24 protein-coding genes (1 of these 24 only partly in view) are annotated in these 26,244 nt (G+C 56.9%); 16 read left to right on the plus strand and 8 right to left on the minus strand.

Annotated features, from left to right (window positions below; genetic code table 11):
- Together BLQ41_RS01200 and BLQ41_RS01205 are read right to left on the minus strand one after the other, a co-directional pair.
- Nucleotides 1-1,072 carry the 5' portion of a CoA-acylating methylmalonate-semialdehyde dehydrogenase gene (locus BLQ41_RS01200; protein WP_090175850.1) on the minus strand. Its footprint begins 422 nt before the window's first position, so 1,072 of the gene's 1,494 nt are visible here — the first part of the coding sequence; the start codon lies at nt 1,070-1,072; its stop codon lies off the left edge, out of view.
- 63 nt (nt 1,073-1,135) lie between these two features.
- Nucleotides 1,136-2,485 carry an aspartate aminotransferase family protein gene (locus BLQ41_RS01205; RefSeq protein ID WP_090175853.1) on the minus strand — a complete coding sequence of 450 codons (1,350 nt, stop codon included), beginning with the start codon at nt 2,483-2,485 and terminating at the stop codon, nt 1,136-1,138.
- A gap of 139 nt (nt 2,486-2,624) precedes the next feature.
- Here BLQ41_RS01205 and BLQ41_RS01210 point away from each other — a divergent pair, with 139 nt between their 5' ends.
- The 6 genes from BLQ41_RS01210 to BLQ41_RS01235 all read left to right on the plus strand — a co-directional run bounded on the left by BLQ41_RS01210 (nt 2,625) and on the right by BLQ41_RS01235 (nt 9,011).
- Nucleotides 2,625-3,545: a LysR family transcriptional regulator gene (locus BLQ41_RS01210; RefSeq protein ID WP_007940170.1), complete on the plus strand. Its 921-nt coding sequence runs from the start codon at nt 2,625-2,627 to the stop codon at nt 3,543-3,545.
- Nucleotides 3,546-3,632: 87 nt separating this feature from the next.
- The gene (locus BLQ41_RS01215) at nt 3,633-4,283 is read left to right on the plus strand and encodes a TetR/AcrR family transcriptional regulator (protein ID WP_090175856.1); all 651 of its coding nucleotides are present in this window, start codon (nt 3,633-3,635) and stop codon (nt 4,281-4,283) included.
- Between the two features lie 7 nt (nt 4,284-4,290).
- Complete coding sequence (locus BLQ41_RS01220; protein ID WP_090175858.1) at nt 4,291-4,872, plus strand: IMPACT family protein; 582 nt, start codon at nt 4,291-4,293, stop codon at nt 4,870-4,872.
- 529 nt (nt 4,873-5,401) lie between these two features.
- Entirely contained in the window at nt 5,402-6,967 is a 1,566-nt protein-coding gene (locus BLQ41_RS01225) for an ABC transporter ATP-binding protein (RefSeq protein ID WP_090175860.1), read from the plus strand.
- Between the two features lie 11 nt (nt 6,968-6,978).
- Nucleotides 6,979-8,085, plus strand: coding sequence for an ABC transporter permease (locus BLQ41_RS01230; RefSeq protein ID WP_090175862.1), 1,107 nt, complete (start codon nt 6,979-6,981; stop codon nt 8,083-8,085).
- Nucleotides 8,085-9,011: an ABC transporter permease gene (locus BLQ41_RS01235; RefSeq protein WP_090175864.1), complete on the plus strand. Its 927-nt coding sequence runs from the start codon at nt 8,085-8,087 to the stop codon at nt 9,009-9,011. Before BLQ41_RS01230 ends, BLQ41_RS01235 begins: the two co-directional genes overlap by 1 nt.
- A 46-nt stretch (nt 9,012-9,057) precedes the next feature.
- On the opposite strand, the gene BLQ41_RS01240 is transcribed toward BLQ41_RS01235, so the two are convergent.
- The gene (locus tag BLQ41_RS01240) at nt 9,058-9,480 is read right to left on the minus strand and encodes a hypothetical protein (RefSeq protein WP_090175866.1); all 423 of its coding nucleotides are present in this window, start codon (nt 9,478-9,480) and stop codon (nt 9,058-9,060) included.
- An 83-nt stretch (nt 9,481-9,563) separates the two neighbouring features.
- Between BLQ41_RS01240 and BLQ41_RS01245 the strand changes: the two genes are divergently transcribed.
- From BLQ41_RS01245 to BLQ41_RS01255, 3 genes are all read left to right on the plus strand, one after another.
- Nucleotides 9,564-9,914, plus strand: coding sequence for a MerR family transcriptional regulator (locus BLQ41_RS01245; protein WP_090188327.1), 351 nt, complete (start codon nt 9,564-9,566; stop codon nt 9,912-9,914).
- Between the two features lie 25 nt (nt 9,915-9,939).
- Nucleotides 9,940-10,626: an SDR family oxidoreductase gene (locus BLQ41_RS01250; RefSeq protein WP_090175868.1), complete on the plus strand. Its 687-nt coding sequence runs from the start codon at nt 9,940-9,942 to the stop codon at nt 10,624-10,626.
- Nucleotides 10,627-10,879: 253 nt separating this feature from the next.
- Entirely contained in the window at nt 10,880-12,238 is a 1,359-nt protein-coding gene (locus BLQ41_RS01255) for an 8-oxoguanine deaminase (RefSeq protein WP_090175870.1), read from the plus strand.
- A gap of 118 nt (nt 12,239-12,356) precedes the next feature.
- On the opposite strand, the gene BLQ41_RS01260 is transcribed toward BLQ41_RS01255, so the two are convergent.
- Nucleotides 12,357-13,445: a calcium:proton antiporter gene (locus BLQ41_RS01260; RefSeq protein WP_090175873.1), complete on the minus strand. Its 1,089-nt coding sequence runs from the start codon at nt 13,443-13,445 to the stop codon at nt 12,357-12,359.
- Nucleotides 13,446-13,719: 274 nt separating this feature from the next.
- On the opposite strand from BLQ41_RS01260, the gene BLQ41_RS01265 reads away from it, so the two are divergent.
- From BLQ41_RS01265 to BLQ41_RS01275, 3 genes are all read left to right on the plus strand, one after another.
- Complete coding sequence (locus tag BLQ41_RS01265; protein ID WP_090175875.1) at nt 13,720-14,802, plus strand: BMP family ABC transporter substrate-binding protein; 1,083 nt, start codon at nt 13,720-13,722, stop codon at nt 14,800-14,802.
- A 74-nt stretch (nt 14,803-14,876) separates the two neighbouring features.
- Complete coding sequence (locus tag BLQ41_RS01270) at nt 14,877-15,842, plus strand: 2-oxoglutarate and iron-dependent oxygenase domain-containing protein (RefSeq protein WP_090175878.1); 966 nt, start codon at nt 14,877-14,879, stop codon at nt 15,840-15,842.
- Between the two features lie 79 nt (nt 15,843-15,921).
- On the plus strand, nt 15,922-16,875 hold the full coding sequence (locus BLQ41_RS01275) for an adenosine deaminase (protein WP_090175880.1): 954 nt from the start codon (nt 15,922-15,924) through the stop codon (nt 16,873-16,875).
- Nucleotides 16,876-17,009: 134 nt separating this feature from the next.
- Here the strand turns inward: BLQ41_RS01275 and BLQ41_RS01280 are convergent, their stop codons facing one another.
- Complete coding sequence (locus BLQ41_RS01280; RefSeq protein ID WP_090175882.1) at nt 17,010-18,389, minus strand: MFS transporter; 1,380 nt, start codon at nt 18,387-18,389, stop codon at nt 17,010-17,012.
- Between the two features lie 137 nt (nt 18,390-18,526).
- Entirely contained in the window at nt 18,527-19,261 is a 735-nt protein-coding gene (locus tag BLQ41_RS01285) for an ArsR/SmtB family transcription factor (protein WP_090175884.1), read from the minus strand.
- Nucleotides 19,262-19,331: 70 nt separating this feature from the next.
- Between BLQ41_RS01285 and BLQ41_RS01290 the strand changes: the two genes are divergently transcribed.
- From BLQ41_RS01290 to BLQ41_RS01305, 4 genes are read left to right on the plus strand one after another with little or no spacing between them, the layout of a single operon-like run.
- Nucleotides 19,332-20,480, plus strand: a complete 1,149-nt coding sequence (locus BLQ41_RS01290) for a tyrosine-type recombinase/integrase (RefSeq protein ID WP_090188329.1) — start codon at nt 19,332-19,334, stop codon at nt 20,478-20,480.
- A 3-nt stretch (nt 20,481-20,483) separates the two neighbouring features.
- Entirely contained in the window at nt 20,484-22,163 is a 1,680-nt protein-coding gene (locus BLQ41_RS01295) for a hypothetical protein (protein WP_090175887.1), read from the plus strand.
- A complete protein-coding gene (locus tag BLQ41_RS01300) occupies nt 22,160-24,043 on the plus strand; it encodes a site-specific integrase (RefSeq protein ID WP_090175889.1) in 1,884 nt (627 codons plus the stop codon). Before BLQ41_RS01295 ends, BLQ41_RS01300 begins: the two co-directional genes overlap by 4 nt.
- Complete coding sequence (locus BLQ41_RS01305; RefSeq protein ID WP_090175891.1) at nt 24,040-24,435, plus strand: TetR family transcriptional regulator; 396 nt, start codon at nt 24,040-24,042, stop codon at nt 24,433-24,435. The genes BLQ41_RS01300 and BLQ41_RS01305 overlap by 4 nt, the downstream gene beginning before the upstream one ends.
- A 262-nt stretch (nt 24,436-24,697) precedes the next feature.
- Here the strand turns inward: BLQ41_RS01305 and BLQ41_RS01310 are convergent, their stop codons facing one another.
- Entirely contained in the window at nt 24,698-25,570 is an 873-nt protein-coding gene (locus BLQ41_RS01310) for a hypothetical protein (protein WP_090175893.1), read from the minus strand.
- 23 nt (nt 25,571-25,593) lie between these two features.
- Complete coding sequence (locus BLQ41_RS01315) at nt 25,594-26,130, minus strand: DUF6998 domain-containing protein (RefSeq protein WP_197678910.1); 537 nt, start codon at nt 26,128-26,130, stop codon at nt 25,594-25,596.
- Nucleotides 26,131-26,244 lie beyond the last annotated feature (114 nt).

Raw genomic sequence — 26,244 nt, forward strand, 5'->3', positions numbered from 1 at the left:
GGCCGGTTACGCTCAAGCCACGGCCATCAACCACCAACGAAGCACCGGCCGCAACGCCGTCTTCTATATAGCCACTCACCTTGTCGCGAGCCTGAGCGGAAACCAACGGGCCCATGTCCAGACCACAGGAAGTACCAGCACCGATCTTCAGTGCCTTGATCTGCGGCGTCAGTTTGGCCACCAACGCATCCGCCACCTGGTCACCAACACACACGGCCACCGAAATCGCCATGCAACGCTCGCCGCAGGAACCATACGCCGCGCCCATCAGCGCACTGACGGCATTATCCAGATCCGCATCCGGCATCAGCACCGCATGGTTCTTCGCGCCGCCCAGTGCCTGGACGCGTTTGCCGCGCTTGGTGCCTTCGGCATAGATGTATTCGGCAATTGGCGTCGAACCCACGAAGCTCAATGCTTTGACTTCCGGCGCTTCGATCAGCGCGTCCACCGCTGCCTTGTCGCCGTGCACTACGCTCAGCACACCTTTAGGCAGACCGGCTTCCAGCAACAATTGAGCGATCAACAATGTCGAGCTTGGATCACGCTCGGACGGTTTGAGGATGAAGCAGTTGCCGCAGACGATCGCCAGCGGGTACATCCACAGTGGCACCATCGCCGGGAAGTTGAACGGAGTGATACCGGCCACCACGCCCAACGGCTGGAAATCCGACCAGGCATCAATGTTCGGGCCGACGTTGCGGCTGTACTCGCCCTTAAGGATTTCCGGCGCTGCGCAAGCGAATTCGACGTTCTCGATGCCGCGCTTCAGTTCACCGGCAGCGTCTTCCAGGGTCTTGCCGTGTTCTTCGCTGATCAATTGGGCGATACGTGCTTCGTTCTGCTCCAGCAATTGCTTGAAGCGAAACATTACCTGCGCACGCTTGGCCGGTGGCGTATTACGCCACGCCGGGAACGCAGCCTTGGCCGAGTCGATGGCTTTCTGAATGGTTTCACGGCTGGCCAACGGCAGCTTGTGGATGGCCTGGCCAGTAGACGGGTTGAACACGTCGGCCGTGCGACCGTCTTCGGTCACCAGTTCGCCATTGATCAAATGCGGGATAAGGCTCATGCAGCGCTCCAGAAAAATTGTCCAAAGGCGCCCGTCATAGGGCGCCTATATAGAAAGGAAAAATCAGTCGATCTTGTTCAGCACTTCGCCGACCGCGTCGAACAGACGATCAAGGTCTTGCGGCTTGCTGTTGAAAGTTGGGCCGAACTGCAGGGTGTCGCCGCCGAAGCGCACGTAGAACCCGGCTTTCCAAAGCGCCATGCCGGCTTCGAACGGACGCACGATGGCATCGCCATCACGCGGTGCGATCTGGATCGCGCCAGCCAGGCCGTAGTTACGAATGTCGATGATGTTCTTCGAGCCTTTGAGACCGTGCAGCGCATTTTCGAAATGCGGTGCGACTTCGGCCACGCTCTGCACCAAGTTTTCCTTTTGGAGCAGATCGAGGGCAGCCAGGCCTGCGGCGCAAGCGACCGGGTGCGCGGAATAGGTGTAGCCGTGCGGGAATTCAACCGCGTACTCAGGCGTCGCCTGGTTCATGAAGGTCTGGTAGATCTCGGAGCTGGCAATCACCGCGCCCATCGGGATCGCGCCGTTGGTGACTTGTTTGGCGATGCACATCAGGTCCGGCGTTACGCCGAAGCTGTCAGCGCCGAACATCGAACCGGTACGGCCGAAACCGGTGATCACTTCGTCGAACACCAGCAGGATGTTGTGTTGATCGCAGATCTCGCGCAGACGCTTGAGGTAACCCTGTGGCGGAACCAGCACGCCAGCGGACCCGGCCATTGGCTCGACGAATACGGCAGCGATGTTCGAAGCGTCGTGCAGTTCAATCAGCTTGAGCAGTTCATCCGCCAGGGCGATGCCACCCTCGGTCGGCATGCCACGGGAGTAGGCATTGCTCGCCAACAAGGTGTGCGGCAGGTGATCGACGTCCATCATCGCCTGGCCAAATATTTTGCGATTGCCGTTTACGCCGCCGAGGCTGGTGCCGGCGATGTTCACGCCGTGATAACCACGGGCACGGCCGATCATTTTGGTCTTGGTCGCCTGGCCTTTCAGACGCCAGTAGGCGCGAACCATTTTCACTGCGGTGTCGGCGCACTCGGAACCCGAGTCCGTGAAGAACACGTGGTTGAGGTTGCCCGGCGTCAGATCGGTGATTTTTTCAGCCAGCTGGAACGACAGTGGATGTCCGTACTGGAAGCCCGGCGAGTAATCGAGGGTGCCCAACTGCTTGGCGACCGCTTCCTGAATTTCCTTGCGGGTGTGCCCGGCGCCGCAGGTCCACAGACCGGACAGCGAATCGTAGACTTTGCGACCCTTGTCGTCCGTCAGCCAACTGCCTTCAGCCGCCACGATCAGTCGCGGATCACGCTGGAAATTACGGTTGGCGGTGTAGGGCATCCAGTGAGCATCAAGCTTGAGCTGGCTGGCCAGGGAAGTCGGGGCGTTTTCAGGCAAGTTCATGGGCAAAACCTCGCAGGGCGATAAGCGGCGTAGAGATCAAAAGCGTTCTTGCAGCTAAAGTGCCACGGGGATAAAGTCTGTGAAATCCAACTTTTCTAACGTTCAGTCTGGCAACCACTAAACTTTGAGTCATTAGCGCATGAGTACTCGCCGTCCCGATCCGCTGGCCCAAGTCAGTGACTTTGATATCCGCCTGCTGCGCATCTTCCGCAGCGTGGTGGAATGCGGTGGCTTTTCCGCCGCGGAATCGGTGTTGGGCATTGGCCGTTCCGCCATCAGCCAGCAGATGAGCGATCTGGAACAACGCCTCGGCCTGCGCCTGTGCCAACGCGGGCGCGCCGGTTTTTCCCTGACCGAAGAAGGTCGCGAGGTCTACCAATCGGCGTTGCAGCTATTAAGTGCCCTGGAAAGTTTCCGCACCGAGGTCAACGGCCTGCACCAGCATCTGCGCGGCGAGTTGACCATTGGCCTGACCGATAACCTGGTCACCCTCCCCCACATGCGCATCACCCACGCTTTGGCGCAATTGAAAGAGCGCGGGCCGGACGTGCAGATTCAGATCCGCATGATCGCGCCCAACGAAGTCGAACAAGGCGTACTCGACGGCCGCTTGCATGTCGGCGTCGTGCCGCAGGCCAGCGCGCTGTCGGGGCTGGAATATCAGCCGCTCTATAGCGAACGTTCACTGCTGTATTGCGCGGTCGGGCATCCATTGTTTTACGTCGACGACAAACAACTGGACGACGAGCGCCTCAACAGCCAGGACGCCATCGCCCCGACGTTCCGCTTGCCGGCCGAGATTCAGGCGCATTACCAGGCACTCAATTGCACCGCCAGCGCTTCGGATCGCGAAGGCATGGCCTTCCTGATTCTGACCGGACGCTACATCGGTTACCTGCCGGATCATTACGCGAGCCTTTGGGTGCAACAAGGTCGATTGCGCGCACTTAAACCCAAGGCGCGCTTTTATGACCTGAGCCTCGCATCGGTCACCCGCAAGGGCCGGCGCCCCCATCTGGTGCTGGAAAGCTTTTTGGAGAGCCTGGCGGCGACACGCTAGGGCTTTTATTGCCCCGGGACTTGTCTGGAGCCTGTGGGTGCGCTATCAACGCACTGGTTGCACCCACTCAACAGTCTGGAAGTGCCTATGACCTTTGAAGTCCCCGCTCACGGCGGCAAACCTGCCAGCCGCATTCGTCAGAAGAACGAAGAGACCATCATCAAAGCCGCCGAAGACGAGTTCGCCCGTCACGGGTTCAAAGGCACCAGCATGAACACCATCGCCTTGAATGCCGGGTTGCCCAAGGCAAACCTGCATTACTACTTCACCAATAAGCTGGGTTTGTACGTAGCGGTGTTGAGCAACATTCTTCAGTTGTGGGACAGCACCTTCAACACCCTCACCGCCCAGGATGATCCGGCGGAAGCGCTGACCCGTTACATCCGCGCCAAAATGGAATTCTCGCGCCGCCAGCCACAAGCCTCGCGCATCTTTGCTATGGAAGTGATCAGCGGTGGCGAGTGCCTGACCGAGTATTTCAACCAGGATTATCGCGACTGGTTCCAGGGCCGGGCGGCGGTGTTCCAGGCGTGGATCGACGCCGGCAAGATGGACCCGGTCGATCCGGTCAACCTGATCTTCCTGTTGTGGGGCAGCACCCAGCATTACGCGGACTTCGCTACCCAGATCTGCCGTGTCAGCGGCCGCACCAAGCTGACCAAGCAAGACATGGAAGACGCCGGCAACAACCTGATCCGCATCATCCTCAAGGGCTGCGGCCTGACGCCAACCATCTAAGACACTTATGCCTTTTACCCTCAGCGGCTTTTGCGAGTTCCGCGAAGAGATTCGCAAAAGCCGCTTCATCACCTTCGCCGCGCCGATCTCCAGCCCTGCTGACGCTCAGGCGTTCATCGAACAGCACAGCGATCTGAATGCCTCGCACAATTGCTGGGCCTGGAAACTGGGCGACCAATACCGCAGCAACGACGATGGCGAACCCGGAGGCACCGCCGGCCGGCCGATTCTGGCGGCAATCGAAGCGCAGGATTGCGATCAGGTCGCGGTGCTGGTGATCCGCTGGTACGGCGGTATTCAACTGGGCACCGGTGGCCTCGCCCGGGCCTACGGCGGTGGTGCGAACAAGTGCCTGCAAACGGCGGCGAAGGTTGAGTTGATCAGCCGTGTACCCGTCAGCTGTGCCTGCGCCTTTGGCGAGTTGGCCCTGGTGAAACTGCGGGTCGCAGAATCGGGCGGTCTGGTGGTGGAAGAAACGTTCACGGCCAACGGCGTTGAACTGCAACTGGCAATCGGCAGGGAGCACATCGACCGCTTGCAAACCCAGCTCGCAGATTTGAGTCGCGGACGCATTCTGTTGCAGCACTGATCGCACCAACTACGTTCATCATCCTTTCGTCGAGTCGATGTATTTGCCCACATCTGCTGTGCACCCGGCTGTGGATAACCTGAGCACATTCTGCTGTAACCCTTCTGTCATGCGGCTTTGCGGCGTTTGTTCACTTTTCATCCAATTTGCCATCAAAAAGACAAATTTAGCGAAAAAACAAATAGTTAGAGCGGTTTATCACCTTTAGAAGATAGCCTCGCAGTGCTTATGCCCGTGTTTTCGGCTTGCACACAAATACTGTGGAGCAACCTGTGGATAACCCGTTCATGGCTGGCGCTGCCCCCTATCTGGCATAGCTTGCGGCGTGTTGCTCGTTTTTTGATCAAAGCGTTTGGGCAAAATTAGAGCCTGATCAATGACTTTGCCCTCAAGTGGTGCCGAGCCGGGCTCGAAATATGGCGAGGCACCGTCGCTGAAGCCGTTGCCGACACGGATTTTCAGTTTTCCTGACTCAATGGCCAGGAAATTGCTTTATCCACAGGTATAACGCCCATCGAACGAGCCCGTCATGCCCAACCCCGTGCCGATCCCCGATCAAATACCCCGTCTGCAATTGCGCAAGATCAGCAAACGTTACCCCGGTTGTCTGGCCAATGATGCTATCGACCTGAGCATCGCCCCCGGTGAAATCCATGCGCTGCTGGGCGAAAACGGCGCGGGGAAAAGCACGTTGATGAAGATCATCTACGGCGTCATCCATGCCGATTCCGGGGAGATGATCTGGCAAGGCCAGCGTGTGAGCATGCGCAATCCGGCACAGGCTCGCGCGCTGGGGATCGGCATGGTGTTCCAGCATTTTTCACTGTTCGAAACCCTCAGCGTGGCGCAGAACATTGCCCTCGCGATGGGTGCGGCAGCCGGCACGCCGAAACAGCTGGAGCCTAAGATTCGTGAGGTCTCCCAGCGCTACGGCATGGCGCTGGAGCCGGAGCGACTTGTCCACAGCCTGTCGATAGGCGAACGGCAGCGAGTCGAAATCATTCGTTGCCTGATGCAGGACATCCGCCTGTTGATTCTCGATGAGCCAACCTCGGTGCTGACACCACAAGAGGCCGATGAACTGTTCATTACCCTGCGCCGACTGGCGGCCGAGGGCTGCAGCATTCTGTTTATCAGCCACAAGCTCGGCGAAGTTCGCGCCTTGTGCCACAGCGCCACGGTGCTGCGCGGCGGACAGGTCGCCGGCCATTGCGTGCCTTCGCAGTGCTCGGACCAGCAACTGGCGAAACTGATGGTTGGCGAGGCGGCCGCGCTGATCACCGATTATCCGAAGGTGACGGGCGGCGAGGTATTTTTGAACGTGAACGGATTGTCCTGGCACAACCCGGACCCGTTTGGCTGCTCCCTGAAAGGCATTGACCTGCAAGTGCGCAGCGGTGAAATCGTCGGCATCGCCGGTGTGGCGGGCAATGGTCAGGATGAACTGCTGGCCTTGCTCAGCGGTGAAGAGCGGCTGACCCGCAACGACAGCGCGACGATCCGTTTCGGCGGACAACCGGTTGCCGATTTGCGGCCCGATGCACGACGCCGGCTCGGCCTCGCATTCGTTCCTGCCGAGCGTCTGGGCCACGGCGCCGTGCCCGATTTGAGTCTGGCCGACAACGCCCTGCTGAGCGCATTTGAGCAAGGATTGGTCAGCCGCGGGCTGATCCAGCGCAGCAAGGTCGAAGCTCTGGCGCAAGAAATCATCCGTCGCTTCGCGGTGAAAACACCCGGTACCCAGACACCTGCTCGCAGCCTGTCTGGCGGTAACTTGCAGAAATTCATTCTCGGCAGGGAAATCCTCCAGCAACCCAAATTGCTGGTGGCCGCGCACCCGACCTGGGGCGTGGACGTCGGCGCCGCCGCCACCATTCACCGTGCCCTGATTGCCTTGCGCGATGCCGGCGCGGCGATCCTGGTGATTTCCGAAGACCTCGACGAACTGTTCCAGATCAGCGACCGCCTCGGCGCCTTGTGCGGCGGACACCTGTCGCCGCTCAGAGCCACGCTCGACACGCGCCTGATCGATGTCGGGGGCTGGATGGCCGGCCAGTTCGACGCCCCTCAATCCCTCGCACCCGCTACGGTTTAACGGAGTTTTACATGCTGCTTTCTCTCGAACCCCGTGGTCAGCAATCGCGCCTGATGCTGTGGTGCTCGCCGTTGCTGGCGGCGGTCCTGACCTTGGGCTGCGGTTCGCTGCTGTTTATTGCGCTGGGACACGATCCATTGTTGACGCTACACACCCTGTTGATTGCGCCGATCAGCGACCTGTATGGCGTCTCCGAGCTGCTCGTCAAAGCGCTGCCGATTCTGCTCTGCGCGCTGGGCCTGGCGGTGGCGTATCAGGCACGGATCTGGAACATCGGCGCCGAAGGCCAGCTGCTGCTGGGTGCGCTGGCCGGCAGCGCGTTGGCGGTGAACATTATCGACATGCAAAGTCGCTGGGCGCTGGTGTTTATCCTGCTGGTCGGCACTTTGGCCGGCGCCGCGTGGGCCGGGCTCACCGCGTGGTTGCGCACGCGTTTCAACGCCAATGAAATCCTCACCAGCATCATGCTCAATTACATCGCCTTGAACCTGTTGCTGTTCTGCGTGCATGGGCCGCTGAAAGATCCCGCCGGCTTCAACTTTCCCGAGTCGGCGATGTTTGGCGATGCCAGTCGCCTGCCGCTGTTGATGGAGGACGGCCGGGTTCACGCCGGGGTGTATTTCGCCCTCCTTGCGTTGGTGGCGGTGTGGGTGTTGCTGCAGAAAAGCTTTGTCGGGTTCCAGATCAAAGTGCTGGGGCTGGACAAGCGTGCGGCAGGTTTCGTCGGCTTTCGCGAGAAGCGCCTGATCTGGTTGGCGCTGCTGATCAGTGGTGGGTTGGCGGGGTTGGCCGGGGTGTGCGAAGTCACCGGGCCGATAGGTCAACTGGTGCCGCAGGTCTCGCCCGGTTACGGCTATGCGGCGATCACAGTGGCGTTTCTCGGACGGCTCAATCCCATCGGCATTGTGTTTTCCAGCCTGTTGATGGCGTTGCTGTACATCGGCGGTGAGAGTGCGCAGATGAGCATGAACCTGCCACAAGCGATCACGCAGTTGTTCCAGGGGATGATGCTGTTTTTCCTGCTGGCCAGTGACGTGCTGATTCTCTACCGGCCCCGTTTGAACCTGCGCTGGTCCCGCCGTGCGCAAACCAATGCCGTACCGGCAGGAGCGCTGTGATGGATATCGATCTGCTGAGCAATATTTTCTACGCCATGGTTCGTTGTGGTACGCCGTTGCTGTTGGTGGCCCTTGGAGAGTTGATCTGCGAGAAGAGCGGCGTCCTCAATCTCGGCCAGGAAGGCATGATGCTGTTTGGCGCGGTGATCGGTTTTATCGTCGCGCTGAATAGCGGCAACCTGTGGCTCGGCGTCTTGTTGGCGATGCTCGCGGGGATGCTGTTGTCGTCACTGTTTGCGCTGGTGGCGCTGGTGTTCAACGCCAATCAAGTGGCCACCGGGTTGGCGTTGACGATCTTCGGCGTCGGTCTGTCGACCTTTGTCGGCGCGGCCTGGGTCGGTAAACCGCTGGCCGGTTTTGAGCCGGTGGCGATTCCATACTTGAGTGACATTCCGCTGATCGGACGAATGCTGTTTGCCCAGGATCTGCTGGTGTACCTGTCGTTCGCGTTGTTTGCGCTGGTGGCCTGGGTGATTGTGAAAAGCCGCGTCGGATTGATCATTCAAGCCGTCGGGGAAAACCCGGATGCGGCCAGCGCGATGGGCTTGCCGGTGTTGGCTGTGCGTACGCTGGCGGTGCTGTTCGGCGGCGCGATGGCCGGTTTGGCCGGGGCGTATTTGTCCCTGGCGTATACACCGATGTGGGCGGAAAACATGAGCGCCGGGCGCGGCTGGATTGCCCTGGCCCTGGTGGTATTTGCCAGTTGGCGGGTGTGGCGGTTGCTGCTGGGGGCGTATCTGTTCGGGCTCGCCAGCATCCTGCATTTGGTGGCGCAGGGATTGGGGCTGGCGATTCCGTCGAGCCTGCTGGCGATGCTGCCTTATGTCGCGACCATCGTGGTGTTGGTGCTGCTGTCGCGGGATGCAGTGCGCACACGTTTGTATGCGCCGGTGTCCTTGGGTCAGCCGTGGCAGGCCGGGCATTAGCGGTTGCCTGCACTGGCCACGGCCAATCATTCTGCAGGCAACCCGGTCACTGTAGGAGCGGGCTTGCCCGCGAAGGCGTCCGAACAGGCAACACCTGAGCCACGCCCCACGCCAATTCAAAGAACAGGAAAATCACCAGCAAAGAACTGGCGCCGTGGACCAAGGCATACAACTGCCAAGCCGCAAACAGAAGCCGCCCCACCGCGTCATACCGACCAAAAATCTGCTGCGGATCACGGATCCGCAGCACCGCCCAGATACACACAATCGAGCCAAACAGATTGGCTATCAGCATGTGCATCGGCTCGAACGCCGGTAATTCACCGGGCAGGTTGAAAGCCTGACTCAAACTCGACAACACTCCATGCAATGCGGTGAAGCTCCACGGCGTGGCAAACGCCGCCGTCACGATCAAGTCATACCAGGCGCTACCCAGCACCAACCGGCGATATTGCGTTGAAGTCCACATCCTTCTTGCTCCATAAAATCAGGGAGCAAAAAGGCTAAAGCCTGGAGTATGCTCCAAGGTCAAGCCCCTCTCGAGACGTCATGATGCGCATCGGTGAATTAGCCCAGGCCTGCGCCGTCAGTCGCGACACGCTGCGCTTTTACGAGCAACGCGGGTTGATCGCGGCGCAACGCACGGCCAACGGATATCGCGACTACCCGGCGGACATGGTGCAACTGGTGCTGTATATCAAGACGGCTCAACGGCTGGGGTTTACCCTCGGCGAGATCAGTAACAGTGTCGCCGCGTTGTGGCAGTCGCCCAACCCGGACAGTGCCGTCACACAATTGCTGCAAGACAAACTCAAACTGATTGAAACCCGAATGGACGAACTTGGCGCGCTGCGCAGTGAGTTGCAGCAACGGCTCGGCCAGCGTTGTCCATTAAATCCGTGACCCTCATTGATCAAGGAAGCCCCTCATGTCTCCGGCAAAAACCGCACTCATCATTGGCGCCTCCCGGGGCCTTGGCCTCGGTCTGGTAAAAACCTTGCTGGCCGACGGCTGGCAAGTCACCGCCACCGTGCGCAACCCGCAGAACGCCGAGGCACTGCAAGCGCTGGGAAAGGTGCGGATCGAGAAACTCGATATGGATGACCAGCAGGCGGTCATCGCCCTGAGCCAACAGCTCAAGGGCGAAGTGTTTGATTTGCTGTTCGTGAATGCCGGAGTCAAAGGACCGGACGTGCAAACGCCGGGTGGCGCGACGTTGGCTGAGGTCGGCCAGTTGTTCTTCACCAACGCCGTGGCGCCGATCAACCTGGCACAGCGTTTTGTCGGGCAGATTCGCCCGGAGACCGGCGTGCTGGCCTTCATGAGTTCGGTGCTGGGCAGCGTGACCATGCCGGACGCGCCGGAGATGGCGTTGTACAAGGCCAGCAAGGCGGCGTTGAACTCGATGACCAACAGTTTCGTGACGCAATTGGGCGAGCAGAAACTCACCGTGCTGTCGATGCATCCCGGTTGGGTGAAGACGGACATGGGCGGTGAAGGAGCCGACATCGATGTGGAAACCAGCACCCGTGGCCTGATTGATCAGGTGAACGCGTACACCGGCAAGGGCGGGCATCACTTCGTGAATTACCGGGGTGAAACCATTCCCTGGTAACACACAAAACCCTGTGGGAGCCGGGCTTGCCCGCGATAGCGGTGTATCAGGCGCCAACGATATCGACTGACACTCCGTCATCGCGGGCAAGCCCGCTCCCACAGGGTCTCGGGTTGCTCTGTCGGACGAGGCTTGCCGGGAAAGCCGTTTTGTTTGAAACTTCGCACCTCGCCCTCGCGGCGACCCTGGATCAGCAGACAGGGTAATCACTGAGCTGGCTAACCTGAACCCACTTTCAGAGGAGCCGGCCACCATGCCTGCGACCCGTACCTGGTTAAAAAATCCCCTCGCGATCTTCACTGCCAATGGCCTCGATGCCCGTGGCGGCCTGGTGCTGCAAGACGGTTTGATCGTCGAAGTGCTCGCCGCCGGCCAGCAACCTTCCGTGCCCTGTGGACAGGTGTTCGATGCCCGCGAGCATGTGATCCTGCCGGGGCTGATCAACACCCATCACCACTTCTATCAAACCCTGACCCGCGCCTGGGCGCCGGTGGTCAATCAGCCGTTGTTCCCGTGGCTGAAAACCCTGTACCCGGTCTGGGCGCGTCTGACTCCTGAAAAACTCGCCCTCGCCAGTAAAGTCGCGTTGGCCGAGTTGCTGCTGTCCGGCTGCACCACCGCCGCCGACCACCACTACCTGTTTCCGGAGGGTCTGGAAAACGCGATCGACGTGCAAGTCGAAAGCGTCCGCGAGCTGGGCATGCGCGCCATGCTCACACGCGGTTCCATGAGCCTGGGCGAAAAGGACGGCGGCCTGCCGCCGCAGCAAACCGTGCAGGAAGGTGAAGTGATTCTCGCTGACAGTCAGCGCCTGATCGCCGAATATCACGAGCGTGGCGATGGCGCGCAAATCCAGATCGCCCTCGCGCCGTGCTCGCCGTTTTCGGTGACCCCGGAGATCATGTCCGCCAGCGCCGAACTGGCCAACAAACTCGATGTACGCCTGCACACTCACCTGGCCGAAACCCTCGACGAAGAAGACTTCTGCCTGCAACGCTTCGGCCTGCGCACCGTGGATTACCTGGACAGCGTCGGCTGGCTCGGCCCGCGCACCTGGCTGGCTCACGGCATCCACTTCAACCCGGACGAAATCGCCCGCCTCGGCGCGGCCGGCACCGGCATCTGCCATTGCCCGAGCTCGAACATGCGCCTGGCCTCTGGCATTTGCCCAACACTGGACCTGACCGCTGCTGGCGCGTTGCTGGGTCTTGGGGTGGACGGTTCAGCGTCCAACGATGCGTCGAACATGATGCTCGAAACCCGTCAGGCGCTTTACATTCAGCGGCTGCGTTACGGCGCGGAAAAGATCACTCCGGAACTGGTTTTGGGCTGGGCGACCAAGGGCTCGGCAAGTCTGCTCGGGCGCACGGATATCGGCGAACTGGCAGTGGGCAAGCAGGCAGATCTGGCGCTGTTCAAGCTTGATGAGCTGCGCTTCTCCGGCAGTCATGATCCGGTGTCGGCGTTGCTGCTGTGCGGTGCGGATCGCGCGGATCGGGTGATGGTGGGTGGCAAGTGGCGGGTGATAGACGGACAGGTTGAGGGGCTGGATCTTAAAGGTCTGATTGCCGATCACAGCCAGGCAGCCCGGCAGCTGATCGCCGGCACCTGACACACACTATTCCTGTGGGAGCGGGCTTGCCCGCGATGGCGGCCTGTCAGCCAACAAATATGTTGCATGTGCTGGCCTCATCGCGGGCAAGCCCGCTCCCACAAGGTTTTGTGTGTGTTCAAAGGCCCAGCAGCGACAACATGATGAACGTCGCAAACAGCACAAAGTGGGTCATCCCTTCGATGGCATTGGTTTCGCCATCGTTGAGGTTGATCGCGCTGACGATCAGGGTGAGGAAGATCATCACCGTCTGCACCGGGGTCATTGCCATCTGGAACGGCTGACCGGTATAGAGCGCCATGGCTTCCATTACCGGCACCGTCAGGATCACCGTCGACAACGACGCCCCCATGGCGATGTTGACCACCGACTGCATGCGGTTGGCCAATGCCGCTCGCAATGCGGTGAGGATTTCCGGGGCCGCCGATATCGCTGCCACCAGAATCGCCGTGATCACCGGCGGAGCGCCCGTTCCTTCCAGGCCCAAGTCGAGGGTCTTGGACATCACCTCGGCCAACGCGCCGATCACCACAACGCCGAACACCAAGGTGGCGATACTCAGCGTCAGATTGACCGGTTCAGGCTCTTCTTCCGGGACTTTCTTGCGACGTTTTTCCGGGTAGCTGTAGCTGAAGAAATAACTGTGTGGCCCTACCTGCATGCGCAGGAACAGGGTGTAGAGCACGATCATCGCGCCGATGGTGAACGCCGAATACACCTTCCAGTTGGCTTCGGGAATGAACTCCGGCACCACCATCGAGACGCCCATGGCGGTGAGGATCATCACGCTGTAACTGCGGGCCGAGTCGTCGTTATAGGACTGTTCGCCGTGCTTGATCCCACCCATCAACGCCGCCAGGCCAAGGATGCCATTGATGTCGAGCATCACCGCCGAGTAAATCGTGTCGCGCACGAGGGTCGATGAGGCTTCATTGCTCATCATGATCGCCAGGATCACTACCTCTACCAGCACCGCGGCCAGTGTCAGGATCATCGTGCCGTAGGGGTCACCGACTTTCTCGGCGAGCAGTTCGGCGTGATGCGCCACGCGCATGGAGGCCGCAACGATGAAGGCGATCAGGACCAGGCCGGCGGCGAGTGCGACCGGCTGGCCGCTGTGCAACATCCAGTGTTCCAGTGGATAAGCGACCACGGCGGCGAGTAGCGCCAGCAGGAGAAACTTTTCTTGCTTGAAGAGTGTGAGCATTGCGGGCCTTTTTTGCCGATGCAGCGAAAGCAGAGTGATGAGCTACTGACTGCGGTGGAGCGCTAACGTTTCGTTACACCTTAGCGCACCAGTGGATGGCAGCCGTTTCAGGCGATGCACTTTTATTGTCCGCACTGGCCACATCGCGAGCAGGGACCTGTGGGAGCGAGCCTGCTCGCGATAGCCGTTACGCGGTCGCAAGCCATTTGTTGTCTTGTTGGTCAGCAACTTGCATTGCCCCTGCCAACCTCACAACAACATGGAGTTCCAATTCATGCACAAACGTCCGTTGAAGAAGCTGCTTGGCGCCGTTGTCGCGGCTATCGGTCTGAGCGCCAGCCTGACCGCCAGTGCCGCCGACCCGCTGAAAGTCGGCTTCGTCTACATCGGCCCGATCGGTGACCACGGCTGGACTTATCAGCATGAACAGGGGCGCAAGTTGCTGGCCGAAAAGTTCGGCAATCAGATCACCACCAACTACGTCGAGAACGTCGCCGAGGGCGCGGACGCCGAGCGGGTGATCCGCAACATGGCCAAAGACAACTACGACCTGATCTTCACTACCTCTTTCGGCTACATGAACCCGACCCTGAAAGTGGCGAAGCAATTTCCCAAAGTGACCTTCGAACACGCCACCGGCTACAAGCAGGACAAGAACCTCGGCACCTATCTGGCGCGCACGTATGAAGGTCGCTACGTCAGCGGCTTCCTCGCGGCAAAAATGACCAAGACCAAAAAAATCGGCTACGTCGCCTCGTTCCCGATTCCTGAAGTCATCCGTGACATCAACGCCATTCAACTGGCCCTGAACAAATACAACCCGGGCACCGAGATCAAAGTGGTGTGGGTCAACTCATGGTTCGACCCGGGCAAGGAAGCCGACGCCGCCAACGCCTTGATCGACCAGGGTGTCGACGTGGTGTTCCAGCACACTGACAGCCCGGCGCCGATTCAGGCCGCTGAGCGTCGCGGCGTGTATGCCGTTGGCTACGCTTCGGACATGGCGCACTTCGGACCCAAGGCGGTCCTGACCTCGATCGTCAATGACTGGGCTCCGCATTACATTCAGGCGACGCAGAGCGTGATCGATCACGCGTGGAAGTCGCAGGATTACTGGGGCGGGTTGCAGGATGGCACGGTTGAACTGCCGATCAGCGACCTGGTGCCAGCGCCGGTGAAAGCCGAGGCAGAACAACTCATCGCCGACATCAAGAGCGGTGCATTGCATCCGTTCACCGGACCGATCAAGGATCAGGCCGGCGCCGTGAAAATCGCGGCGGGTGCAACAGCCAGCAATGCGGAACTGGCGTCGATGAACTACTACGTTGAAGGCATGAAGGCGGACATTCCCAAGTAATCCGCGCCGAACACAAAACCCTGTGGGAGCAGCCCTCTCCCACATTGGATTTTCAGCGTTCTTAAGGACAGCGCATGAACCAACTCCCGATCATCGACATCACCCCGCTCTACAGCGACGATCAAACCGCCTGGCAATTCGTCGCGACCCAAATCGACCGCGCCTGCCGCGAGTGGGGTTTCTTCTACATCAAAGGCCACCCGATCAGCCCGTCGCGCATCGACGCGGTACTCGACCACGCCCAACGCTTCTTCGCCTTGCCCGCTGATGAAAAGCTCAAGATCGACATCACCCAGACTCGTCACCATCGCGGCTACGGCGCCATCGCCACCGAACAGTTGGACCCGAGCAAGCCCAGCGACCTGAAAGAAACCTTCGATATGGGCCTGCACCTTGCGGCCGATCATCCGGATGTCCTCGCCGAAAAACCCTTGCGCGGCCCCAACCGTCATCCGTCGTTGCCTGGCTGGGCAGCGTTGATGGAGCAACACTACGTCGACATGCAGGCGCTTGCCCAAACCCTGTTGCGGGCGATGACGATGGCGCTGAACATCGAGCGCGACTTCTTCGACACGCGCTTCAATGAGCCCGTCAGCGTGCTGCGGATGATTCATCACCCGCCGCGTCACACCGCCAGTTGCGAAGAACAACAAGGTGCCGGTGCCCATACCGATTACGGTTGCATCACCCTGCTCTACCAGGACGCCGCCGGTGGACTGCAAGTGCGCAACGTCAAAGGCGAATGGATCGACGCGCCACCGATCGAGGGCACGTTCGTGGTCAATCTCGGCGACATGATGGCGCGCTGGAGTAACGACCGTTACCTGTCGACGCCGCACCGGGTGATCAGCCCGCTGGGTGTCGATCGATACTCGATGCCGTTCTTCGCCGAACCTCATCCCGATACGCCGATTGAATGTCTGCCCGGTTGTCAGGATGAACGGCATCCGGCGAAATACCCGGCCACCACCTGCGCCGAATTCCTGATCTCGCGTTTTGCCGACACCTACGCTTATCGACGGGAACAGGAAGCGGTGTGAACCGGCTGGTCAGGTTTTGCTAATTGTTTCCACGAGCATCTGTAGAATGCTCGTCATCTGCACCTGATGAGAAAAGACTATGTATGACTGGCTGAACGCCCTGCCCAAGGCAGAACTGCACTTGCACCTGGAGGGTTCGCTGGAGCCCGAGTTGCTGTTCGCCCTGGCTGAACGCAACAAGATCGCCCTGCCGTGGAGCGATGTCGAAACCCTGCGCAAGGCGTACGCCTTCAACAACCTGCAAGAGTTTCTCGACCTGTATTACCAGGGCGCCGATGTCTTGCGCACGTCGCAGGATTTCTACGACCTGACCTGGGCGTACCTGTTGCGCTGCAAGGCGCAGAACGTGATTCACACCGAACCGTTCTTCGACCCGCAGACCCACACCGACCGTGGCGTGCCCTTCGAAGTGGTGCTCAACGGCATCGCCGCTGCACTCAAGGATGGCGAACAACAACTGGGCATCACCAGCGGTTTGATCCTGAGCTTCCTGCGTCACTTGAGCGAAGACGAAGCACAGAAAACCCTCGACCAGGCGCTGCCGTTCCGCGATGCGTTTGTGGCCGTTGGTTTGGACAGTTCGGAAATGGGTCACCCGCCGAGCAAGTTCCAGCGCGTGTTCGATCGTGCCCGCCACGAAGGTTTCCTGACCGTCGCCCACGCCGGTGAAGAAGGCCCGCCGGAGTACATCTGGGAAGCGCTCGACCTGCTGAAAATCCAGCGCATCGATCATGGCGTGCGCGCCATCGAAGATGAGCGTCTGATGCAACGGATCATCGACGAGCAGATCCCGCTGACCGTGTGCCCGTTGTCGAACACCAAGCTCTGCGTGTTCGATCACATGTCCCAGCACAACATTCTGGACATGCTTGAGCGTGGCGTGAAAGTCACGGTGAACTCCGATGACCCGGCGTACTTCGGCGGGTACGTGACCGAGAACTTCCATGCGCTCTACACCGATCTGGGCATGACCCAGGATCAGGCCAAGCGATTGGCGCAAAACAGCCTGGATGCCAGGTTGGTCAAACCCTAGTGACTGTTCGCTGACAACTGATCGTTCCCACGCTCCGCGTGGGAATGCAGCCCGGGACGCTCCGCGTCCCAAGAGCGGACGCAGAGCGTCCGGTGAGGCATTCCCACGCGGAGCGTGGGAACGATCATCAACAGTTAGATCGGGGTTGCCTCGGTCAGCTCTTCAAGCGTCTTGCCCCGCGTCTCCATCCCGAACACCCAAACCACCCCCGCCGCAATCGCAAAGCACATAGCCCCCAGCGCGAACACGCCGCCCTGCCCGGTGATAGGAAACACCAGCCCGGTCACCAGTGGTCCGAGTAACGAACCCACGCGACCAATCGCCGACGCAAATCCCGACCCCGTCGCCCTGGCCGACGTCGGGTACAACTCAGGTGTGTAGGTGTAGAGCACCGCCCACATGCCGAACAGAAAGAACTGCATCAACAGGCCCGAGGTAATCAACAAGCCGACATTGCCGCCAAACACTGCGCTCTGGCCGTAAAGAAACGCCATCACCCCGCCGCCGAGCAGGGTCACCACGCACACCGGTTTACGCCCCCAACGTTCCACCAGCCACGCCGCCATCAGGAAGCCTGGAATTCCGCCCAGGGAAATCAGCACCGTGTAATACACCGACTGCGTCACGGCGAAACCCGACTGTTGCAGCAATGCGCTGAGCCAGGACGTCAGGCCATAAAAACCCAGCAAGGCAAAGAACCAGACGCTCCAGATCATCATCGTGCGCTGGCGATACAGCGGCGACCAGATCTGGCGCAAGGCGGACAAAAAGTTGCCCGGCGTACTGGCCACGCGTGGCAGGGGAATCGGCTCCGGCAAGTCCGAACGCCCCAGCGATGCCCGGACTCGATGTTCGATCCCCAGCAACACTTTATCGGCCGCCTCATGCCGCCCGGCCTGTTCCAGCCAGCGCGGTGACTCGGGAATGAAAAAACGGATCGCCAGAACGAACACCGCCGGCACCGCCAACACGAGGAAGATGTCCCGCCAGCCAACCACCGGCAACAGGAAATACGACAACACCCCGGCCGCGACGAAGCCCAGCGGCCAGAACCCGTCCATCAGCGCAATGTAACGCCCACGCCTCTTGGCCGGAATCAACTCCGAGAGCATCGATTGCGCGATGGGAAACTCCATGCCCATGCCGATCCCCAACAGGATGCGGAACAAGGTCAGCGTTTCGATGCTCTGCGCCGTCGAGCACAGGTAACTGGCGATGCCCCACAACACGATGCTCCACTGGAACACCGGTTTACGGCCAAAGCGGTCGGCCAACATGCCGGACAGCGAAGCGCCGAGCACCATGCCAAAGAAGCTCGAGCTGGCCAGCAACCCGGCTTGCGCCGAGCTCAGGCCGAATTCGGTTTTAATCGAGCCGAGCAGGAAGGTCATCATCGCCAGGTCCATGGAGTCGAAGAAAAACGCCAAGGCAATGATGATGAAAATGATGCGGTGGTAACCGCTGATGGGCAGTCGTTCCAGTCGTTCTGCCGCGCTGAAGCCTTGTGTGTCCATGCCACATTCCCCCAATCCGGAAATCCCCGAATTCGAGTGTGCGCGATAGACCCTGTGGGTGATGGCTGGATGCGACCTGTCCGCAACTGCTAACGACGCCCGAGCTCATTGACAGCAGACATCGGGCACAAAAGGCTCTAAAGCGCAGCTTCCAGCTCGGTCTGCTTGGCGAAACGATGGATTTCTCGCTGTCCCGTGGCGGTGATCTGCAATGCCCGCGAGTCGCCGGGCAGACTCAACCAGCCCGACTGCATGAACAACTGCAACAGCGCCGCGCCGAGCGCACCGCCCATGTGCGGGCGTCTTTCGCTCCAGTCGGGACACGCGCAGGCGACTCTGCTGTTGCGATGGGCCAGCGCCTGGATAAATACACCGCGAGCGGCCAGTTGCGTGGAACCCTTGTGCGTGATCATCACGCGTTGTTCGAACTGCTCGATCCAGCCGGCATCGAGCAGGCGCTGGTAAAGATCGGAGGCCAGCGTGCCGCCCAGATGGTCGTCGCACAATCGGGCGCGTAACAGCGATGAGGGCGCTGCCTGAGATTTGGCGACGGGGTTGGCGCGCTTGAAAATGTCCGGCACTTCACGTGGTGTACTGGCCAGCGTTGCGCTGGCCAAGGCCTCGATGGCCGCGCCCACTTCAGGTGCGGCCAGGCGGAAAAAGCGTTTGCGTCCACGGATTTCGACTTTCAACAGACCTCCGGCGGACAAACGCCCAAGGTGTGCACTGGCCGAAGACGGTGACAGGCCGGCCAGCAATGCCAGCTCTTCGGATTGCCGCGCCGAGCCGTCCATCAAAGCCCACATCATTGCGCTGCGCTTCGGGTCAGCCAACAACGTGGCAATCTGGCTGATGCAAGGTGCATGTTCCATGTACTGGGGCTTGCTAAGCGTTAGGAATAGTCTAGCGTTTGAGCAGTGGTTTGAGCTTGGGAGCGCGTTGATGGAGCTTGTCTGGGCAACCGAAGATTTGGTGATTGCTGGGCGCCCATACCCAGGCTTACCGATTTTGCTCTGGGATACTATGGAGAGCTGTGTTCCTGCAAACGACTTCATTCGACACTACCTATTACGCGGAGCGATCGGCTCGAAGAAGTCATGGCCGAGCATCGGCCGTGCTTTGTACGATTTTTTCAGCTTCCTTCAGGCGCACGACCTGGATTGGCACGATGTAGATCGTGGCGAGGCAAAAAGTCTTGTTGCCGCCTATCGAGACTACTCCAAGGAAAAATGCGGATTAGCGACGACAACGATCAGACAACGGCTGCACTACATCTGTAAGTTTTACGATTACGCAAATACGCGCAAATGGGTAAGTCGGCTGCCATTTGGTTATGAAAAGAGAAACGTTAAAAACGCAACCCACGTCCTGGGCCAGATGCATGCCGGCTTTCGCAAAGCATTAGCGAACGACGCGATGCCTCGAAAATATCCAACGCTTCCGAAGTTCCTAAGCATCGACGAAGCGAGGGCATTGATAAAAGCTGCTGTAAATCCTCATCACCGGATGATTATCCGGCTCGCGCTTCAAACCGGCCTGCGACGGGAAGAGATCGCCACTTTCCCCGTTGCCTATATCTTCGATCCAGATCAAGCAGGCCGACGCGAACGCAACATTAGGATTCATCTCGATCCATACGACGGCCACGGCATGCTAACGAAGGGAGGAAAGCCGCGGGACATCTATGTTAGTCGTCGCTTCCTATCCGACATGTACCGCTACGTGATCCAAACTCGAGGTGAACGAGAGGGGTTAAGCAAAACAAAGCATCAGCAGTTGTTTCTGAATCAATTTGGCAAGCCCTATGCCAATGATGGAAAGGGGCTCAGGCGCATAGTGAACGATATTGGCAAGTCGGCGAATGTTGAGGTCTGTCCTCACATGCTGCGCCATACCTATGCCACCCAAACCTTAGCTGTACTACAGCGCGTTAGAGGGAGCATAGACCCGCTTGTATTCTTGCAACGCCAGCTCGGCCATAGCTCGATCCAAACGACAATGGTGTATCTGCATTTGGTCAATGAGCTTGCAGACAACGCGGTCCTGGCCTACGACGATGAACTGAATGACAGTGAAGGCGTGAAGGAGTGAAGTGTGGGTAAGCGTAAGGTCTACATAAGATCCGATATCAGTATTCCGCACGTCGAGCATAACCCCGGTAAAGAGGGGTCGACGCTGATTCGGCCGCAGACTTTTCCACCACTTATTACCCGCGTTCATTTTGGTCGAAATCCCGTGTCAGTGAGATCTTTTGATTTTGCAAGATGGTACGGTAAAGGTATCGACTCGATCACCTACGCCTGCCAGACGCAAATCGAGCGATTTCTAGCTGGGCAGGACGCGGAAATCGAAGTCAGCACGATTGTATCTTGCTGCTGTAGAGGCCTGCGCTTCTTCTTCGACTACCTTCTACTTCAAAAAGATGCACTCGGACGCGATGTGACCTTAGAAGACATCAATCGCGAGCTTATTGACGGATTTATCAGTTATCTGGTCGCACTCAGAGTTACTGCTACCACTCAGAAATCCTGTTACGCACACACGAAATGTGTATTACAGGCGTTGGGGCGGCGCGAGCTGTTTACCTTGATCGCATTTGGTGACTCCGCCACTTTTCCCCGCAATCCGTACCCGAACACCTGCCGTCGACAAAGTGGCGAGCTACCCCTGCCGAAGCAGCAGCGCCAGGCATTCACAGCGGCTGTAAAGCAGGCGAGCATGCCGATTTGGTGTGACGATGTTCCATTGACTAGCGAATTGCTGGCTTACGCACTTTTAATCGTAGCCTTGCATACGGGTCGAAATACAACCCCGCTACTGGAAATGGGACGGAATTGTCTACAACCACACCCCAAGGACGGCTATACCTTCCTAACTCTATGGAAACGACGCGGGCACAACACCAGCAAAGTGGTTTTGCGCGCAGAGAGTTCGCACGAGCGGCTTTTGGAGTCCTCGCCGATCATAAAGAGTAATGTCGAGCGGCTAATTCGACACATCATTGCCCGCACTGAGTCGCTACGCATAGAGGCACCCAGCGACCTTCAAGCGCGAGTATGGCTTTATAGATCGCGCCGTACGGAAGGACTTGGTGAAGTGCTCGCGCTTTCCGTAAGAACGCTGGAAAAAGCAATTTTGCGACTTGTGGCGAAATATAAACTCATCGATAGCGATGGGAAGCCACTGCGCCTTAACATTTCGCGGCTCCGCAAAACATTTGCCAACCGCGTCTTCGAATTATTAGATGGTGATTTAATAACGACTGCCATTGCCATGGGAAACTCCCCAGAGGTTACCGATCATAACTACATGAGCGCAAACGAGGACGCCAAAAGAAACTGGCGCTTCATGGGTAAAGTTCTTGTCGAGGAATTGCTGAGCGGCACAATCGGCGCGACCTACCATCAAAGTCCGACAGGGCATTGTACCGACCCAGAGAATGGCGAATACGCCCCAAAAAAAGAGGGTGCAACGTGCATCAACTTCCTAAACTGCGTTCGCTGCAGACATTACGTGGTTACCGGTGAAGACCTATACAAACTTTTCAGTTTTTACTTTCGTATATTCAGCGAGCGAGCGCGCATGGATAAGCGCCGCTGGGCCCGAGACTACGCGCACATCCCTAGATTAATTGACGACTATATTGTTGTTGAAGGCCTGCGGCGCGGTGTCTTCAAGCTCTCGGATGTTGAGACTGCACGCGAGCATGCCCGTACCGACCCACATCCGTTTTGGTCGTCCGATTTAGTACAAGATCTGGATGTATTCACATGAGCTACGATTCAGAAGCCACGTGTTCGCTAGCAGATATCGAGTTGCAGCCAGAAAGTACGCGCGAGCTGCCGGAAAGCGAGCGTGCCGCGCTTATTGTCAAGGCCATCCAAGTCGACGGAAATTGGGTCATTCAAAGTCGCTATGGTGATGATTGCTGGCAACTCGACGGTTTGCCGAACAATGCGCCCGAATATAGAAGACAAGTGAATTTTCTGAGAGTGCCAGCTATTTATAGGGCGACAATGAAAGCGGTCATGTATCGCTACCTACGACGTGGACAGGAAGGCCAACCAAGACCGAAAGGAAATACATCAAGCGGCTTTTTTAGCGCGGCTATGCCTTTCTTGAGGTATCTCAGTCAACTCAAAATACCCACCTTCCGTGACGTTCCCTACGTCGTATTTGCCAATTACGCTGCTGAGTGCCGAGAAGTCCGAAAAAAAAGCGGCAAGCGGCTATCAAGTTTCAGTCTTAATTCGCGCTTCCTAGCCGTCCAAGCACTATATGAGTTAAGTCAGTACACTCACGACCCATTCCCGATTCATCCTTGGCCTGGGACTTCTCCTAAAGCCATGGTTAAGCTCACACGAGCAAACATGCCACAACAACCCAGCAAAACACCGCTTATGCCGGATGAAGTGTTCTGCAAATTGTTCGAACAGGCCTTTAAACTAGTTCAGGGAGGCGAAGCATTACTCAATCTACGCGATGCCATTGCTAAGACCAAGACAGAGCAAAACTGCGCCTCCTACATAGTTAGCTATGCAAGAAAAAGACATCTTGCAGCCCTGGGCTGGAACGACAGCTTGGCGGCGTTCAACCATGCGCTAATTGATCTACGCACAGCTTGCTACATTGTTTTGGCCAGCACTTCGGGTTGCCGTAACCACGAATTAGGAAATGTGCAGGAAGGTTCGCACCATCGCACCGAAGATAATGAAGGTACCATTTTTCATTGGATGCGATCTAAATCGGAAAAAATCGATTCCGGAATACGTGACTGGATGATCCCCGACGCTTCGGTGCGTGCTTTACATTTAATGTACAGCTGGGCCGCCCCTTATCAGGCCATGATTGCTGAGGAAATTGCAGAGCGACGCGAGATCAACCCTCGAGATCCAGAAATCGCTCAGGCGCAGCAGCACCGTCACTCACTCTTTCTCGGGGTGGATGCGCACAAGGGTAAGATTGTTCGAACACTCTCTGGAACAGCCTGGAATCGGAACCTCAGAATATTCGCAGACAATGCAGGACTGAACTGGTCCCCTAATAGTCATCAGTTCCGTCGTAAGTTTGCCAATTATGTGGCGCACAGCAGGTTTGGAGACTTACGATATCTACGTGAACATTTTGCACATTGGAGTATGGACATGACTCTACATTACGCAATGGACGATGAATGGGGTGGCCATCTCGATTTAGAGTTATACGACGAAATCCAAGCAGAATACGAGAACATCAAGCTTGATACAGTGGATGGTTGGTTTGTTAACGATTCGCTATCAGGACGTTACGGACTCTCAATCAAACAATGGCAGCGAGACTCTAGAAATCTTGCCATATTTAAGGACCACAAGACAATGGTGGCGTCGATAGCACAGAGCACTTCTATCCGTAGCAATGGCCACGCCTGGTGCACTGCCGACAATGATGGCTGCGTGGGCAACACAATTGAGCGAACACGATGCAGCAATTGCAATCATGCCGTGATTAGTAGCAGCCATCTTTATATCTACCGACAGCAATATAACAACCTAAGAGATTTGCACTCTTTAAGCGATATAGGCGAGGCGGGGCAGATACGTGTTTTACGAGACCTCGAACGCTGCCGCGATGTAATTATGCAACTTGGCTATAATCCAGAAGACGACACAGAATGAACAGCAAACGCATGTCATCCGACGTTCGTAAAAAGGAACTCCAACTCGCGCTCCATCGTATCGCTCTAGGTAAAGCTAAATCAGCAGCAAAAAAAATATCTATCGCCGCCGTAGCTCGCGAAGCCGGCGTCTCAGCAGCCCTGATACACAACCATTATCCAGATATCGCAGAAGCCATTCGTAATGCCCAAGGCCGCTCAAGCCGCAATCAGCGCGATGTGAAGCAAAAGGACCTACTTAATGAGCAAGAAAAGACACGTAAATTGAGGAAAGAGATCAGTGAATTACAAATTAAGCTTGCTAGCCTAGCTTCATTGAACGAAACGCTGTTAAACGAAAATAGCATCCTGAAAGCGAAACGAGAAGACCTGAAAATTATCGACCTCATCTGAGTTCCCTTCGTTATACGCTTCCCATTCGTTCACTCCTAGGCATCAATTCCACTCCGAAGGCATTCCCATTTTCCATCATGACAAATCTTGCGACCTGCCTCCATGAGATCGTTTGGCTCGCTCGCAAAGAACCGGGCTTTTCAGAGCGTCAATGGAATCGATCTGTTGTACTTTACGCACATTCTTTCCTGCGACCACAACCTATGGTCAAGGGCAGACTTAGCCCGACCCAGTGAGCGAAGTGAACGGTTTGAAACGATAATTAGACATCAGAAAACGCGGACATAACGTTACGGACTTCTTTGTTATTGTTGAGGCATGCTCGTTCGATGAATGTATAAGCGTTTTTAATGAGTCTATTTGGGGGCAGGCTCTTGGCCAAACCTGAAATCTTTTCTCTTGATGTTTTTTGAAAATCATAGCCATAGTCATTTAGGAATGCCATGAGTATGAAATGAAAGCTATTAAGTACTTGCCAGCGAAGGCAGCTGTGGTCGACTGAAATACCTGAAAAATAAGTGATCAAATGTGTGAATTCTTTTTCTTCGACTTTTTTCTTGAACTCGGAATAACTTAGCATTTTGTCATCACTGCTCATTTCTCTGACAATTTCTCGGAATTCATCGCTAAAGAAATGATCAGTGGCTACAGACTGGTTGTAGCCTGTACCTTTGAAAATTTCGGTATCACTAAATATTTGCGGAAAGAGTTTTAGATACTTTAGAAAATCAAGGTCTTTCTTTGTGCTCACCGTGCTGTCAAGATACACAAGCTCTAGATCGATCTTGCGGCAAAGTGAAAAAAACAATAAAAACCTATAACAAAATGACAATAGGTAGTATTTGTCTGAAATGTTTTCCCCATCTCTTTGAATGTGCCATGCTTTTGATGCATTTTTAGAGAAATTCCATAGCCGATGATTAAGCGACTCAGCTGAGTTCAGCAGTGGAACCTTGTATTTTGAAATTGCTTCTCTAACTTTTTTGCGCTGGTCATATTTGTAATCACTTTCTAATTTGAATTTATGGAAATTACGTTCCCATATCGGCTTTGTTATGGCGCGTAAGAGAAGTGTGACTATTGTAACGGCGGCCGCGATTAGTGCCGATTGAACTTTTGGGTCAGTGAATTCCATTTTATGGCTCTGATGTCTAACGATTAAGCCAGTGGGGCGGTTTTCCCGCTCCCAGCGAGTGAAACGAGCGATGTAAGTGCATTGTTGGAAGCTTTTAACTTGTCACTAATGTTCAGAACGCAGTTGTCTAGCAGCAAAGCCCCGCGCAGGTGCAAAATGTGACCGTTGACATGTGCTCTATGCGCGCTGTACTTTGAGATTACAGAGTGTGGAATTGAATACGCCTCAATGATTTCATAGGACTCATTAAAAATAACAGCTATGAGTTCATCAAAATCATTTTTTTCGAGGTTTCGTATCACACCTAGTTGCTTGGAACGGCTTTTTGCGGTTAAGCGACGTGATTTGATTTGAATCTTTTTCCCATCTCTGGATTCGGCGTCGTGGCCTGCGGCTGAATTACGTGTAAGGGTTAGGTTAAACGCCGATGAGACTAACCATTCAGCGTAATCCCCAACAGGATTGTTTTTTGTTCTGAGTACGCCACGATTTTTAAGCTCATTAATTGCGGCAGCGTGTAGCTTGAGCAACTCAGATATTGATAGGTCGGCCAGGTTCATATCGTTAAAGGTATTTAATTAGATGACGTTGATGTCGGATAACGTTCAATGTTCATACGTAACTCCTTGGTCAGTTGAAAGTCGAGCTAGAAACACGACAGTGGCGATCAGGAA

The organism is Pseudomonas arsenicoxydans, from assembly GCF_900103875.1.
Classification (GTDB): domain Bacteria; phylum Pseudomonadota; class Gammaproteobacteria; order Pseudomonadales; family Pseudomonadaceae; genus Aquipseudomonas; species Aquipseudomonas arsenicoxydans.